This window comes from Stenotrophomonas sp. 86156_Sma (assembly GCF_056481625.1).
Window position 1 is genome coordinate 4,391,420 of record NZ_CM151157.1, and the last position, 13,063, is coordinate 4,404,482.

The 13,063-nt window shown below is 66.2% G+C and carries 12 protein-coding genes; 8 read left to right on the plus strand and 4 right to left on the minus strand.

Annotation, left to right across the window (positions count from 1 at the left end; translation table 11 throughout):
- Window positions 1-140: 140 nt before the first annotated feature.
- The gene (locus ACZK33_RS20315; RefSeq protein ID WP_423175067.1) at window positions 141-2,171 is read right to left on the minus strand and encodes a M3 family metallopeptidase; all 2,031 of its coding nucleotides are present in this window, start codon (window positions 2,169-2,171) and stop codon (window positions 141-143) included.
- A 170-nt stretch (window positions 2,172-2,341) separates the two neighbouring features.
- On the opposite strand from ACZK33_RS20315, the gene ACZK33_RS20320 reads away from it, so the two are divergent.
- A complete protein-coding gene (locus ACZK33_RS20320; protein WP_032129032.1) occupies window positions 2,342-2,746 on the plus strand; it encodes a hypothetical protein in 405 nt (134 codons plus the stop codon).
- A gap of 58 nt (window positions 2,747-2,804) precedes the next feature.
- On the opposite strand, the gene ACZK33_RS20325 is transcribed toward ACZK33_RS20320, so the two are convergent.
- Entirely contained in the window at window positions 2,805-3,917 is a 1,113-nt protein-coding gene (locus tag ACZK33_RS20325; RefSeq protein ID WP_423175068.1) for a PLP-dependent cysteine synthase family protein, read from the minus strand.
- 122 nt (window positions 3,918-4,039) lie between these two features.
- On the opposite strand from ACZK33_RS20325, the gene gloA reads away from it, so the two are divergent.
- Both gloA and ACZK33_RS20335 read left to right on the plus strand, forming a co-directional pair.
- Window positions 4,040-4,558 (plus strand): lactoylglutathione lyase, encoded by a 519-nt coding sequence (gene gloA, locus ACZK33_RS20330; protein WP_049399209.1) that lies wholly within the window; start codon window positions 4,040-4,042, stop codon window positions 4,556-4,558.
- Between the two features lie 92 nt (window positions 4,559-4,650).
- Complete coding sequence (locus ACZK33_RS20335; RefSeq protein ID WP_032129035.1) at window positions 4,651-5,079, plus strand: VOC family protein; 429 nt, start codon at window positions 4,651-4,653, stop codon at window positions 5,077-5,079.
- Between the two features lie 67 nt (window positions 5,080-5,146).
- Here ACZK33_RS20335 and ACZK33_RS20340 read toward each other — a convergent pair whose 3' ends face one another.
- Complete coding sequence (locus ACZK33_RS20340; RefSeq protein WP_010481344.1) at window positions 5,147-5,578, minus strand: CBS domain-containing protein; 432 nt, start codon at window positions 5,576-5,578, stop codon at window positions 5,147-5,149.
- Window positions 5,579-6,023: 445 nt separating this feature from the next.
- Complete coding sequence (glmS, locus tag ACZK33_RS20345; protein WP_071228878.1) at window positions 6,024-7,862, minus strand: glutamine--fructose-6-phosphate transaminase (isomerizing); 1,839 nt, start codon at window positions 7,860-7,862, stop codon at window positions 6,024-6,026.
- A 203-nt stretch (window positions 7,863-8,065) separates the two neighbouring features.
- Between glmS and ACZK33_RS20350 the strand changes: the two genes are divergently transcribed.
- From ACZK33_RS20350 to ACZK33_RS20370, 5 genes are read left to right on the plus strand one after another with little or no spacing between them, the layout of a single operon-like run.
- The gene (locus ACZK33_RS20350; protein WP_049399200.1) at window positions 8,066-9,343 is read left to right on the plus strand and encodes an efflux RND transporter periplasmic adaptor subunit; all 1,278 of its coding nucleotides are present in this window, start codon (window positions 8,066-8,068) and stop codon (window positions 9,341-9,343) included.
- Between the two features lie 35 nt (window positions 9,344-9,378).
- Window positions 9,379-10,104: an ABC transporter ATP-binding protein gene (locus ACZK33_RS20355; RefSeq protein ID WP_032129038.1), complete on the plus strand. Its 726-nt coding sequence runs from the start codon at window positions 9,379-9,381 to the stop codon at window positions 10,102-10,104.
- 10 nt (window positions 10,105-10,114) lie between these two features.
- Window positions 10,115-11,413 (plus strand): ABC transporter permease, encoded by a 1,299-nt coding sequence (locus tag ACZK33_RS20360; RefSeq protein WP_423175069.1) that lies wholly within the window; start codon window positions 10,115-10,117, stop codon window positions 11,411-11,413.
- Between the two features lie 20 nt (window positions 11,414-11,433).
- A complete protein-coding gene (locus ACZK33_RS20365; RefSeq protein ID WP_071228876.1) occupies window positions 11,434-12,651 on the plus strand; it encodes an ABC transporter permease in 1,218 nt (405 codons plus the stop codon).
- 16 nt (window positions 12,652-12,667) lie between these two features.
- A complete protein-coding gene (locus ACZK33_RS20370) occupies window positions 12,668-13,045 on the plus strand; it encodes a PDZ domain-containing protein (RefSeq protein WP_182267888.1) in 378 nt (125 codons plus the stop codon).
- Window positions 13,046-13,063 lie beyond the last annotated feature (18 nt).

A 13,063-nucleotide genomic window follows, 5' to 3' on the forward strand; every position in this document is an offset into this window, starting at 1 on the left:
AACCTTGGTTGGCCTGGGCTTTTCGCCAACCAAGGTTGGCGCCTACCAAGGCGTTACGCCATGTCCGAACATTCCGATAGATCCACGCCATGCGTGGATAACGGTAACGTGCCAACCAAGGTTGGCACCTACCAAGCACCTTACGCCATGCCCGAGTGGCGCAGCAGCGCGTCGATCTGCGGTGCGCGGCCGCGGAAGGCCTTGAAGTTCTCCGCCGCCGGGCGGCTGCCACCACGCGACAGGATCTCTTCGCGGAAGCGCGCGCCGGTTTCAGCCAGCGCCTGCGGCGCCTCCTCGAACGCCGCATAGGCATCGGCGCTCAGCACCTCGGCCCACTTGTAGCTGTAGTAACCCGCGGCGTAACCGCCGGCGAAGATATGGCTGAACTGGTGCGGGAAGCGGTTCCAGACCGGCGGGTGGTTCACCGCCACTTCCGCACGCACGCGGTCGAGCAGTGCCAGCACGCTGTCCTGTGCCGGTTCGAACTGGCTGTGCAGCAGCATGTCGAAGAGACCGAACTCCAGCTGGCGAACGGTGGCCATGCCGCTGTGGAAGTTGCGTGCAGCCAGCATGCGCTCGTACAGCGCGCGCGGCAGCGGCTCGCCACTGTCCACATGTGCGGTCATCGCCTGCAGGTGCTCCCATTCCCAGCAGAAGTTCTCCATGAACTGGCTGGGCAGCTCCACCGCGTCCCATTCCACGCCGTTGATGCCGGCCACACCCAGTTCGCCGATGCGGGTCAGCAGCTGATGCAGGCCGTGGCCCATTTCATGGAACAGGGTGGTCACTTCATTGTGGCTGAAGGTAGCCGGCTTGCCATTGGCACCTCGGCCGAAGTTGCACACCAGGTAGACCAGCGGCGTCTGCACGCTGCCGTCGGCACGCTCGCGGCGGTTACGGCAATCATCCATCCACGCGCCACCGCGCTTGCCTTCGCGCGCGTACAGGTCCAGGTAGAACTGGCCCACCAGCGCCCCCTGCGCATCGACCAGGCGGAAGAAGCGCACATCCTCGTGCCACACCGGCGCGCTGTCCTCCTGCACGCGCAGGCCGTACAGCTGCTCGATTACCGAGAACAGGCCGCCCAGCACCTTCGGTTCGCTGAAGTACTGCTTCACTTCCTGTTCGGAATAGCTGTAACGCGCCTGCTTCAGGCGATCGGCAGCGAATGCCAGGTCCCAGGCCTGCAGGCTGTCGATACCGAGTTGCTCGCGTGCGAACTGTTCCAGTTCAGCACGGTCCTTGGCCGCGAACGGCTTGGCGCGCGAGGCCAGGTCACGCAGGAAACCGAGCACCTCGGCCGGGTCCTGCGCCATCTTGGTCGCCACCGAATAATCACCATACGAACCGAAGCCGAGCAGTGCGGCGAGTTCCGCGCGCAGGGCGAGGATGCGGTCGATGTTGCCGCTGTTGTCCAGCGTGTCATCGCCGAATTCGGACGCACGCTGTGCGCTGGCACGGTACAGGATCTCGCGCAGGTCGCGGTCCTCACCCCAGGTCTGCACCGGCAGGTAGCACGGCATCTGCAGGGTCAGTTTCCAGCCAGACTTGCCGTCCTTCTGTGCTGCGGCATGCGCAGCGGCCTTCACGTCTTCCGGCAGGCCCTTCAATCGCGCTTCGTCCTCGACGATCAGCGACCAGGCATCGGTAGCGTCAAGAACGTTCTGCGAGAACTTCGCCGACAGCGCCGACAGTTCTTCCTTGATCGCCGCGAAGCGCTGCTGCGCCTCCGGCGCCAGCTCGGCGCCGCCGAGGCGGAAGTCACGCAGCGTGTTGTCCAGCACCTTGCGCTGGGCCTCGTCGAAGCGCGCCGCCTCGGTGCTGGCGGCCAGTGTCTGGTACTGCCGGTACAACGCCAGGTTCTGGCTGAGCGCACTGGCGAAGCGGGTCACCCGCGGCAGGTTGCTGTTGTAGGCCTCACGCAGTTCCGGGGTGTTGACCACGCCCTGCAGGTGGCCGACCAGGCCCCAGGCGCGCCACAGCCGCTCGGTGGCATCGTCCAGCGGGGCCACAAAGGTCTCCCAGCGCACCGGCTGCACCTGCTCGGCCGTGCTGACGGCGGCTTCGGCCTCGGCCAGCAGCACGTCCAGCGCCGGCGCCACGTGCTCGGGGCGGATGGCCTCAAAGCGCGGCAGGCCGGAAAAATCGAGCAGGGGGTTGGCAACGGTCACGGCAGGTCTCCAGGGTACGGGCCCGGCGGGCGGGCAGCATGCAGGATATGGCGCTGGCAGGCGGGGCTGACAAGGGGGCACGGCCTGGCATTCACGTCGGCCTTACGGTCCCGCGCTGAAGCTCTGGCTGCGGGGGAGTCCGCAGCGGTACGCACCGAACGAGGCCCTACATGGAAGGTCTGGCTGCAGTTGCATCCGCCTCACCGGCCCGGTCACTGGCATTGTCTGCCAGCCCGGCCGAACTGACCTGGATCGCCGCATTGTGCGATGCCGGCGACGACGCCCCGCGTCACCTGCAGCAACTGCAGGCAGTGCTGCAGCAGGGCGGCATGTTCAACGATGCCCAGGAGTGGTACCCGTTCGAGGTGATCGAACGTGGCGCCAGCCAGCTACGGCTGGGCCATGAGCGCGAGTTCGTGATCTGCGTGCTGCTGTGGCTGCAGGCGCTGGCCCAGGGCCGTGCCAGCATCCTGGACCCGAGCCTGCATCTGGATGATCGCGCGATGGACATCGAGGCATTGCCCGATGCGCTGCGAGATGCAGTGCTGGACGCGTTCACCGCGGCGGGGTATTGATCGGGGTACGACACACCGCTGCGCTCGCCGGGCATGGCCCGGCGGAAACGCCTGCCGGCTACAACGCTTCCAGGCTGCACCACGGCAGTTCCGGCAGCCCCTGCCCGGCCACTGCCGCCGCCAGCTGCGCATCGGCGCCGTCGACATCGATGCCCTGGCGCGCGTACCACGCCGGGTCGTAATAGCTCTGCGCGTAGCGCTCGCCACTGTCGCACAGGATGCTGACAATGCTGCCCTGGTGGCCCGCGTCTCGCATCCAATGCGCCGCCTGCAGCACACCGATGAAGTTGGTGCCGGTGGAGCCACCGACACGGCGGCCGAGCTGGCGGCTGACATGGCGCATCGCGGCCAGGCTCAGTGCATCGGGCACCTTCACCATCGCATCGACGCTGGTCGGGATGAAACTCGGCTCCACCCGCGGCCGGCCGATGCCTTCCACGCGCGAACCGCCGCTGCAGGTCAGGCCGCGCCAGTCCTGCTGGCCGGCCACGGCAGCCTGATAGCCATCGAAGAACACCGACACTTCCGGGTCCGCGCAAAGGATGCGGGTGTCATGCCGGCGGTAGCTGACATAGCGGCCCAGCGTCGCTGCGGTACCGCCGGTACCGGGGCTGCACACGATCCATTCCGGAACCGGGCTGGGCTCCTCGGCCATCTGCTTGAAGATGGATTCGGCGATGTTGTTGTTGGCGCGCCAGTCGGTCGCCCGCTCGGCATAGGTGAACTGGTCCATGAAGTGGCCACCGGTTTCGCGGGCCAGCTTCTCCGATTCACCGTTGAGTTCACAGGCGCGCTCGACCAGGTGGCAGCGGCCCCCGTGGAACTCGATGGCGGCGATCTTCTCCGGCGAGGTCGTGGCCGGAATCACCGCGATGAACGGCACCCCCAGCAGGCGCGCGAAATAGGCTTCGGAGACGGCGGTCGAGCCGCTGGAGGCCTCGATCACCGGCCGTCCTTCGCGCAGCCAGCCGTTGGTCAACGCATACAGGAACAGCGAGCGCGCCAGCCGGTGCTTGAGGCTGCCGGTGGGATGGCTCGATTCATCCTTCAAGTACACATCGATGCCCGCGAACCCGGGCAGCGCCAGCGGGATAAGGTGGGTATCGGCGGAACGGTTGAAATCGGCTTCGATCTTGCGGATGGCGGCAGCCACCCATTCACGCTGCGACATGGCGGGCAATGCTCAGAACGGAACGGTGCGATCCGCCCATTGTACGTCGCGGTGCCGTCAGGTGACGGCCGGTAGAATGGCCCCATCCGGCCAGCAACGGCCCTGTCTGAAGGACCTCCCCCATGACCATTCCCGCCCTGCGCGATGTCCCCGGCGTCGCTGCCCAGGCCCCGGCCGAGACCACCGGCTTCGTGTTCAACCACACCATGCTGCGGGTGAAGGACATCACCGCCTCGCTGGACTTCTACACCCGCGTGCTCGGCTACCAGCTGATCGACAAGCGCGACTTCGCCGAAGCCCAGTTCAGCCTGTACTTCCTGGCCTACGTACCGGCCGGCGCGGTGGTGCCGGAAGACGACAGCCAGCGCCGCGTGTGGATGGCCGGCCTGCCGGGTGTGCTGGAACTGACCCATAACCACGGCACCGAAACCCAGGACGGCGCGGTCTACCACGACGGCAACAGCGACCCGCGCGGCTTCGGCCACATCTGCGTGTCGGTGCCGGACATCGAAGCCGCCTGCCAGCGCTTCGAGGACCTGGGCGTGACCTTCCAGAAGCGCCTGACCGACGGCCGCATGAAGAACCTGGCCTTCATCAAGGACCCGGACGGCTACTGGGTCGAGATCATCTCCAACGTCTGACCCAAAAAGGGGACGGAGGGGATTAAGTCGTTTCTGGCACTATTGGCTGGAAGCGACTTAATCCCCTCCGTCCCCTTTTTTGCGAGGTTCGTATGGAAACGATGGAACTGCACCGTGGCCGCCTGATCGACCACATCCAGCTGGTAGTGCGCGACCTGGCCGCCAGCCGGCGCTTCTACCAGGCGGTGTTCGATACGATCGGCATCCCGATCGCCGGCGAAGGCGAGGATTACTTCTGGGCCGATGAGCTGTTCATTTCCAGCGCCAGCAGCGAGGCCGCCGCCGGCCAGCTGACCGGCCGCCACCATCTGGCCTTCCAGGCCCGCGACAGCGCCACCGTCGATGCCTTCCACACTGCGGCCATCGCCGCCGGAGGCAAAGACAACGGCGCACCCGGCGAGCGCCCCTACCATCCCGGCTACTACGGCGCCTTTGTGCTCGATCCGGATGGCAACAACATCGAAGTGGTCTATCACGGTCCGGCGAACTACAGCGCCGATTCGGTGAAGGTCACTTTCTGATATCACCGAAGCCGTGAACGAAGAAGCCGGGCAATGCCCGGCTTCTCTGCTTCCAGCGCTGCAGCCCTCAGTGGGCGGCCATGTAGATGTCCTGCAGCACGGCCTTTTCCAGCTCCAGCTCGCCCAGCAGGTTCTTCACGATATCGCCCAGGCTGAGGATGCCGACCAGACGAGTGCCTTCGGTGACCATCAGATGACGGCGCCGCGAGTACGTCATCAACGACATGGCCTGCTTCAGGGTCGCTTCTGGCGCAATGCCTTCCAGACCGGTGGACGGCAGGCTGGAGATCACCCGGCGGCCGGCCTGCGGGCCGTCGTCGGCCAGGGTGCGCACGATGTCCTTCTCGGAAATGATGCCGACCGGGGCATCGTCCTTCATCACCACCAGCGCAGCGATCTTGTTCGCGCTCATCTTGTGGGCGGCGGCACCGATGGTGTCTTCGGCGTCGATGGTGATGACAGCTTCTTTCTTGGATTGCAGGAGTTCGCGGACGTTCATTCTTGTTTCCTGGTGCAGGTCACTGAAGTCAAAAAAGTGTGCTCTTCCGATACGCCCCCTCCCCGGGAACAGACCTTTCAGCGCACGTCTGGCGCACCCGGCTGCCGGTGGAAATCGATCGGCAGACGACGTGCTGCAACGCGAACGAGGTGGGTTCAACCGCTCAACCCGGCCCTCGGTCAAATCGATTCTACGACTGCGACCATCGGTCACTACCGGCATCGATAGGACAGTTCGTCGTGGGAACCAACTGACGATCCAGAGAATGGCACCGCGGCTGAAACCGCCGCTGAATACAGGCGATGTCGCGCATTAAAGATTGATTGCCTGCTGCCGACGGCGGACAGAACACCCGGTGGCTGTCCCACTTGGCATTGCCAGCGACGCAAACGAAAGGGGCCACGTGGGCCCCTTTCGCATGCAGCTTCCAGCGGTTCCGGCGGAGTTACTCCACCGTCACGCTCTTGGCCAGGTTGCGCGGCTTGTCCACGTCGGTGCCACGTGCCAGTGCGGTGTGATATGCCAGCAGCTGCACCGGGATGGTGTGCACGATGGGGCTGAGCACGCCGGCATGGCGCGGCGTACGGATCACATGCACGCCTTCGGACTCGTTGAAGTTGCTGTCCTGGTCGGCGAACACGAACAGCTCGCCGCCGCGCGCGCGTACTTCCTGCATGTTCGACTTCACCTTCTCCAGCAGGCTGTCGTTGGGCGCGATCACCACTACCGGCATGTCCTCGTCCACCAGCGCCAGCGGGCCATGCTTCAGCTCGCCCGCCGGATAGGCCTCGGCGTGGATGTAGGAGATTTCCTTGAGCTTGAGCGCGCCTTCCAGCGCGATCGGGTAATGCAGGCCACGACCCAGGAACAGCGCGCTGCTCTTGCGGGCGAAACGCTCGGCCCAGGCGGCGATCTGCGGCTCCATGTTCAGCGCGTGCTGCACGCTGCCCGGCAGGAAGCGCAGCTGCTCCAGGTAGTCCGCTTCCTGCGCTGCGTCGATGCGGCCATGCAGCTTGCCCAGCACCACGGTCAGCTGGAACAATGCGGCCAGCTGGGTGGTGAAGGCCTTGGTCGACGCCACGCCGATCTCGGCGCCGGCGCGGGTGTAGCAGACCAGCTCGCTGGCGCGCGGAATCGCGCTTTCCGGCACGTTGCAGATCGACAGCGTGTGCCTGTGGCCCAGCGACTTGGCGTACTTCAACGCCTCCATCGTATCCAGCGTTTCGCCGGACTGGGAGATGGTGACGATCAGGTGCTTCGGGTTCGCATAGGCGGCGCGGTAGCGGTACTCGCTGGCAATCTCCACGCTGCACGGCAGGCCGGCGATGGCTTCGATCCAGTAGCGCGCGGTCAGGCCGGCGTAATAGCTGGTGCCGCAGGCGATGATCTGCACGCCTTCGATGCCTGACAGCACGGCCTCGGCATTCTTGCCGAACAGTTCGGCCGGGAAACCACCGGCGTCGATCGCTGCCTCGATGGTGTCGCCCAGCGCGCGCGGCTGCTCGTGGATTTCCTTCTGCATGAAGTGGCGGTACGGGCCCAGCTCCAGCGATGCCAGCGATACGTCGGACAGGTGCACCTCGCGCTCGATCGGCTGGTCGTGCTCGTCGAAGATACGCACACCGTCGCGGCGGATCTCCGCGGTGTCGCCCTCTTCCAGGAAGATCACCTTGCGGGTGGCCGAGATCACCGCCGAGACGTCGGACGCCACGAAGTTCTCGCCCTCGCCCAGGCCGATCAGCAGCGGGCAGCCCATGCGCGCGCAGACGAAGCGTTCCGGCTCGGCGCGGCTGACCACGGCCAGTGCGTAGGCACCGGTCAGCTCCTTCACCGTATGCTGCAGCGCCACCAGCAGGTCGTCGCCGTCCTTCAGGTGGTGATGGATCAGGTGCGCGATGACTTCGGTGTCGGTCTGCGACTCGAAGGTGTAACCCAGGGCACGCAGCTTCTCGCGCTGCTCCTCGTGATTTTCGATGATGCCGTTGTGCACCAGCGCCACGCCGTGGCTGATGTGCGGATGCGCGTTGGCCTCGGTGACACCACCGTGGGTGGCCCAGCGGGTGTGGCCGATGCCCAGCACTGCATTGAAGCCCTCGGCCTCGGCCGCAGTGGCCATTTCCGACACACGGCCGGTACGACGCACGCGGCGCACATCCGGCCGTTCGGCATGGTCGATCACCGCGATGCCCGAGGAATCGTAACCACGGTACTCAAGGCGCTTCAGGCCTTCGATCAGCACCGGCACTACGTCGCGATCAGCGATCGCACCCACGATTCCACACATGTCACGCGTTTCCTTGAAGACGATCGCCGCATTCTAGCCTGCGGGCCCGCGCTCCCCCTCCTGTCCGCTTAATGAAAGTGTCCGGAAAGGTGTCCGCGGACACCCGGACACTTCAGGGCGCCTCCCAACCCATTGACCCACAAGGAAATAAAGTTGGCACGCTACGTGCTTGGTACCCACTACCACCGTCAGGCACGCACCCGATGATCCGCGACACCTCCGCACAGGACCAGATCGTTTCCTCCGCCCCGGCCGGCACCACCCGCGCCAACTGGCAGCGTTACCGCTGGCCGGCACTGGGCGCCATCGCGCTGCTGGCCGGCATCGGCTGGGCCGTGTACGCCTGGTCCAACGCCAGCCGCTCCTACGACAGCAGCCGCGTGCGCATCGCCGAAGTGAAGCGCGGTGACCTGGTCCGCGACATCGCCGCCGACGGTCGGGTGATTGCCGCCAACAGCCCGATCCTGTACGCCATCTCGGCCGGTACCGTGGACCTGAAAGTCGTTGCCGGTGACGTGGTCAAGAAGGACCAGGAGCTGGCGGTCATCGACAGCCCGGAACTGCGCAGCAAGCTGGCCCAGGAGCAGGCCACCCTGGCCGGCCTGGAAGCCGAGGCCAGCCGCGCCGCGCTGGACGCCACCCTGGCCCGCGCCAAGTCGCGCAAGGAAACCGACCAGGCCACCATCGAGCGCCAGGCCGCCGACCGCGACCTGCAGCGCTACCAGCGCGGTTACGACGGCGGTGCAGTACCGCAGATCGATCTGGCCAAGGCCAAGGACTCGCTGAAGAAGGCCGATATCACCCTGGCCAACGCCACCACCGATGCCCGCCTGCAGAGCCAGGGCGCGGACCTGGACGCCCGCAACAAGCGCCTGCTGGCCGACCGCCAGAAGGCGGTGGTGGCCGAGGTGCAGCGCCAGGTGGACGCGCTGACCCTGCGCGCACCGTTCGACGGCCAGGTCGGCCAGGTGCAGGCCGTCCAGTCCACCAACCTGGCCGCCAATGCGCCCGTGCTGGGCGTGGTCGACCTGTCCAAGTTCGAGGTCGAGATCAAGGTGCCGGAGAGCTTCGCTCGCGACCTGGCGATCGGCATGCCGGCGCAGCTGACCGGCGGCAACGGCAAGCCGTTCCCGGGCGAGATCAGTGCGGTGTCGCCGGAAGTGGTCAACGGCGAGGTCAACGCCCGCGTGCGCTTCGCCAGCGCGCAGCCGGAAGGCCTGCGCCAGAGCCAGCGGATGTCGGTGCGCGTGCTGCTCGACACCCGCAAGGACGTGCTGAAGGTTGAGCGCGGCCCGTTCGTCGAACAGGGCAACGGCATCGCCTACGTGATGGATGGCCGCACCGCAGTGCGGCGTCCGGTGGAACTGGGCGTCAGCAGCCTGGGCGAAGTGGAAATCAAGTCGGGTGTGCAGCCGGGCGACCGCATCGTGGTCTCTGGCAGCGACCTGTTCAAGGACGCCGAACGCGTCTCCGTCAACTGATACCTGATACCTGAATCCTGGAGAGAGGACACCCCATGTACATGCTCGAAATGCGTTCGGTCGCCAAGGTCTTCCGCACCGAACAGGTGGAAACCCACGCACTGCGCTCGCTGGAACTGCAGGTCAAGGAAGGCGAGTTCGTCGCCGTCACCGGCCCGTCAGGCTCCGGCAAGACCACCTTCCTCAATATCGCCGGCCTGCTGGAAACCTTCACCAGCGGCACCTACATGCTGGACGGCCAGGACGTGAGCACGCTGGGCGACGACGCCCGCAGCCGCCTGCGCAACCAGAAGATCGGCTTCATCTTCCAGGGCTTCAACCTGATCCCCGACCTGAACCTGTTCGACAACGTCGACGTGCCGCTGCGCTATCGGAAGATGAGCGCCAACGAGCGCCGCGAACGTATCGAGAAGGCGCTGAGCCAGGTCGGCCTCGGCTCGCGCATGAAGCATTATCCGAATGAACTGTCGGGTGGCCAGCAGCAGCGCGCGGCCATCGCGCGTGCGCTTGCCGGCAGCCCGCGCCTGCTGCTGGCCGACGAACCGACCGGCAACCTGGACACACAGATGGCCCGCGGCGTGATGGAACTGCTGGAGGAGATCAACGCTGCCGGCACCACCATCGTGATGGTCACCCACGACCCGGAACTGGCTGCGCGCGCGCAGCGCAACGTGCACATCGTCGATGGCCAGGTGACCGACCTGGTGCGCGAGCCGGTGCTGGCCACCCCGCCGCGCCACATCGTCGCCGTCAACGAGTGAGGGCCCGACCATGTTCGCCTACTACGCCCGATTGGCGGTGCGCAGCTTCCGCCGCAACAAGGTACTGACCGCGTTGATGGTGATCGCTATCGCGCTCGGCATCGGCGCCTCGATGACCACGCTGACGGTGTTCCATGTGCTGTCCGGTGACCCGATCCCCGGCAAGAGTGACCACCTGTTCTATGTGCAGCTTGATGCCGCGACCGGCGCCTATGTCGCTGGCGAGGAACCGGAAACCCAGCTGACCCGCTTCGACGGTGAAGCCCTGCTGCGCGAGGCCAAAGGCGAGCGCCAGGCACTGATGAGCGGCGGCGGCGGTACCATCGAACCGGACAACAGCACTCTCAAGCCCTTCAGCATCGACACCCGCTGGACCTCGGCCGACTTCTTCCCGATGTTCGAGGTGCCCATGCAGTACGGCCGCCCCTGGACGCGCGAGGACGATGAAGGCCGTGCACGCGTGGTGGTCATCTCCAAGGCGCTCAATGACAAGCTGTACCAGGGCGCCAACAGCGTGGGCCGCGACCTGCGCATGGAAGGGCAGAGCTACCGCATTGTCGGCGTGATGAAGGAATGGAGCCCGGAGCCGCACTTCTACGACCTGACCACGGGCAGCTACGGCAAGAACGAGGACCTGCTGCTGCCGATCTCCACCTCCTTCGACCTGAAGCTGGGCAACAACGGCAACATGAACTGCTTCGGCGAGAATCCCGACGGCAACAGCTACTCGCTCAACGCACCGTGCGCGTGGCTGCAGTACTGGGTGGAGATGGACCCGGCCAAGGCCGCCGACTACCGCCGCTACCTGGAGAACTATTCGACCCAGCAGCGCGAGGCCGGCCGCTTCAAGCATCCGCCGAACGTGCGCCTGCGCACCGTGATGGAATGGCTGGACTTCAATGGCGCGGTCCCCAGCGATGTGCGCCTGCAGCTGTGGCTGGCGCTGGGCTTCCTGGGTGTCTGCCTGGTCAACACGGTGGGCCTGCTGCTGGCCAAGTTCCTGCGCCGCAGTGGAGAGATCGGCGTGCGCCGCGCCCTCGGTGCCAGCCGTGGCCAGATCTTCCTGCAGTGCCTGGTGGAAGCCGGTGCGGTCGGCGTTGTCGGTGGCGTGCTGGGTATCGGTCTGGCCCTGCTTGGCCTGTTCGCGGTGCGCCAGCAACCGGTGGAATACGCAAAGCTGGCCCACCTGGACGGCAACATGCTGCTGCTCGCGCTGGGCCTGACCCTGCTCGCCAGTCTTGCCGCCGGGTTCCTGCCCGCCTGGCGCGCCATGCAGGTCACCCCGGCCATCCAGCTCAAGTCGCAGTAAGCACCCGAACGAGGACTCCCATGGACATCCGCCCCATCCTCAGCACGCTGCGCCGGCACAAGACCGCCGCTGCCCTGATCGTGCTGGAAGTCGCACTGACCTGCGCCATCGTCTGCAACGCGCTGTTCCTGGTCAGCCAGCGCGTGGAGAAGATCAGCATGCCCAGCGGCATCGCCGAGAGCGAACTGGTCATGCTGCGCGTCAGCGGCATCGGCAAGCAGACCGACGCCATGGCCCGCACCCGCGAGGACCTGGCATCGCTGCGCGCGATTCCCGGCGTCAGCAACGTCACCATCATCAACCAGGTCCCCTTCCGCGACGGCTCCTCCAGCAGCAGCATTTCGCGTGTGATCGACCAGGAACGGCCGACCACCAACGCCTCGATGTACACCCTGTCCGAGAACGGGCTGGCCACGATGGGCATCAACCTGATCGCAGGCCGCGATTTCCTGCCCGACGAGTACCAGAACTTCGAAGACGCCAGCAAGGGCGGCGCAAAGGAGAACGCGATCCCGGTCATCCTCACCCAGGCCACCGCCGCCAAGATGGAACCCAATGGCAGTGCGCTGGGCAAAACCTACTACATGGGCAAGCAGCCGCTGCATGTGGTCGGCATCGTCGACACGCTCAGCACGCCCAACGGCTGGAATGACAACTGGACCAACTCGATGCTGCTGCCCATGCGGCGCACCTTCGACGAAGGTGGCACGTATGTGCTGCGCACTTCGCCGGAACGCCGCAAGGAAGTACTCGATGCCGGTGCCGCCGCGCTGGAACGCAACGACCCCAACCGGCTGATGCGCGACAAGCTGACCTATGAAGACCAGCGCAAGGACTTCTTCAAGAACGACCGCGCGATGGTCGGCCTGCTGATCACCGTCAGCATCTCGCTGCTGGTGGTCACCGCGCTGGGCATCATCGGCCTGGCCAGCTTCTGGGTGCAGCAGCGCAGCAAGCAGATCGGCATCCGCCGTGCGCTGGGCGCGACCCGTGGGCAGATCCTGCGCTACTTCCAGACCGAGAACTTCCTGCTGGCCACGCTGGGCATCGTGCTGGGCATGCTGGCGGCCTACGCCATCAACCTGGCGCTGATGAACCTGTACGAGCTGCCGCGCATGCCGCTGTACTACCTGCCGCTGGGTGCACTGCTGCTGTGGGTGCTGGGCCAGATCGCCGTGTTCGGGCCGGCGCGGCGTGCGGCAGCGGTGCCGCCTGCGGTCGCCACGCGGGGCGCGTGAGATGCGTGCCCGCGCGATGTGCCTGATGCTGCTCCTGCCATTGCCGGCGCTGGCCGGCGGTGGCAGTGCGCAGACACTGGAGTGGCGCCAGGATGCCGCGCGGTTGTCCTTGCGCTCAACGGAGGGCCAGGTGCGCGTGGAGGCCGCCAGCCCGGAAATGCGCTTCGGCGTGCGCAGTGGCGATCGCATCCTGCGCGTGGACGACACGGCGGTGCGCCGGGTCGAACACCTTGCTGAGGCCCTGCGTCATTCCAACGCAGCCACCGCCTATCTGTTGCTGCGCCGCGACAAGCGCGAACTGACGGTGGCGGTCGACGCCGCAGCCTGGCGCCAGGCGCTGGAGGTGCCGCCGCCACCTGCGCCGCCACGGCCCCCGGCGCCTCCCCGGCGCTGAGCGAGGGCCGCTCCTGCA

Excerpts from the sequence above, each read along its gene's own strand:
- ACZK33_RS20340 (WP_010481344.1), bottom strand. The coding sequence starts at position 5,578 with ATGAACGTCCGCGAACTCCTGCAATCCAAGAAAGAAGCTGTCATCACC.
- ACZK33_RS20355 (WP_032129038.1), top strand. The coding sequence starts at position 9,379 with ATGTACATGCTCGAAATGCGTTCGGTCGCCAAGGTCTTCCGCACCGAA.
- ACZK33_RS20325 (WP_423175068.1), bottom strand. The coding sequence starts at position 3,917 with ATGTCGCAGCGTGAATGGGTGGCTGCCGCCATCCGCAAGATCGAAGCC.
- ACZK33_RS20365 (WP_071228876.1), top strand. The coding sequence starts at position 11,434 with ATGGACATCCGCCCCATCCTCAGCACGCTGCGCCGGCACAAGACCGCC.
- ACZK33_RS20360 (WP_423175069.1), top strand. The coding sequence starts at position 10,115 with ATGTTCGCCTACTACGCCCGATTGGCGGTGCGCAGCTTCCGCCGCAAC.
- ACZK33_RS20320 (WP_032129032.1), top strand. The coding sequence starts at position 2,342 with ATGGAAGGTCTGGCTGCAGTTGCATCCGCCTCACCGGCCCGGTCACTG.
- ACZK33_RS20350 (WP_049399200.1), top strand. The coding sequence starts at position 8,066 with ATGATCCGCGACACCTCCGCACAGGACCAGATCGTTTCCTCCGCCCCG.
- glmS (WP_071228878.1), bottom strand. The coding sequence starts at position 7,862 with ATGTGTGGAATCGTGGGTGCGATCGCTGATCGCGACGTAGTGCCGGTG.
- gloA (WP_049399209.1), top strand. The coding sequence starts at position 4,040 with ATGACCATTCCCGCCCTGCGCGATGTCCCCGGCGTCGCTGCCCAGGCC.
- ACZK33_RS20370 (WP_182267888.1), top strand. The coding sequence starts at position 12,668 with ATGTGCCTGATGCTGCTCCTGCCATTGCCGGCGCTGGCCGGCGGTGGC.
- ACZK33_RS20335 (WP_032129035.1), top strand. The coding sequence starts at position 4,651 with ATGGAAACGATGGAACTGCACCGTGGCCGCCTGATCGACCACATCCAG.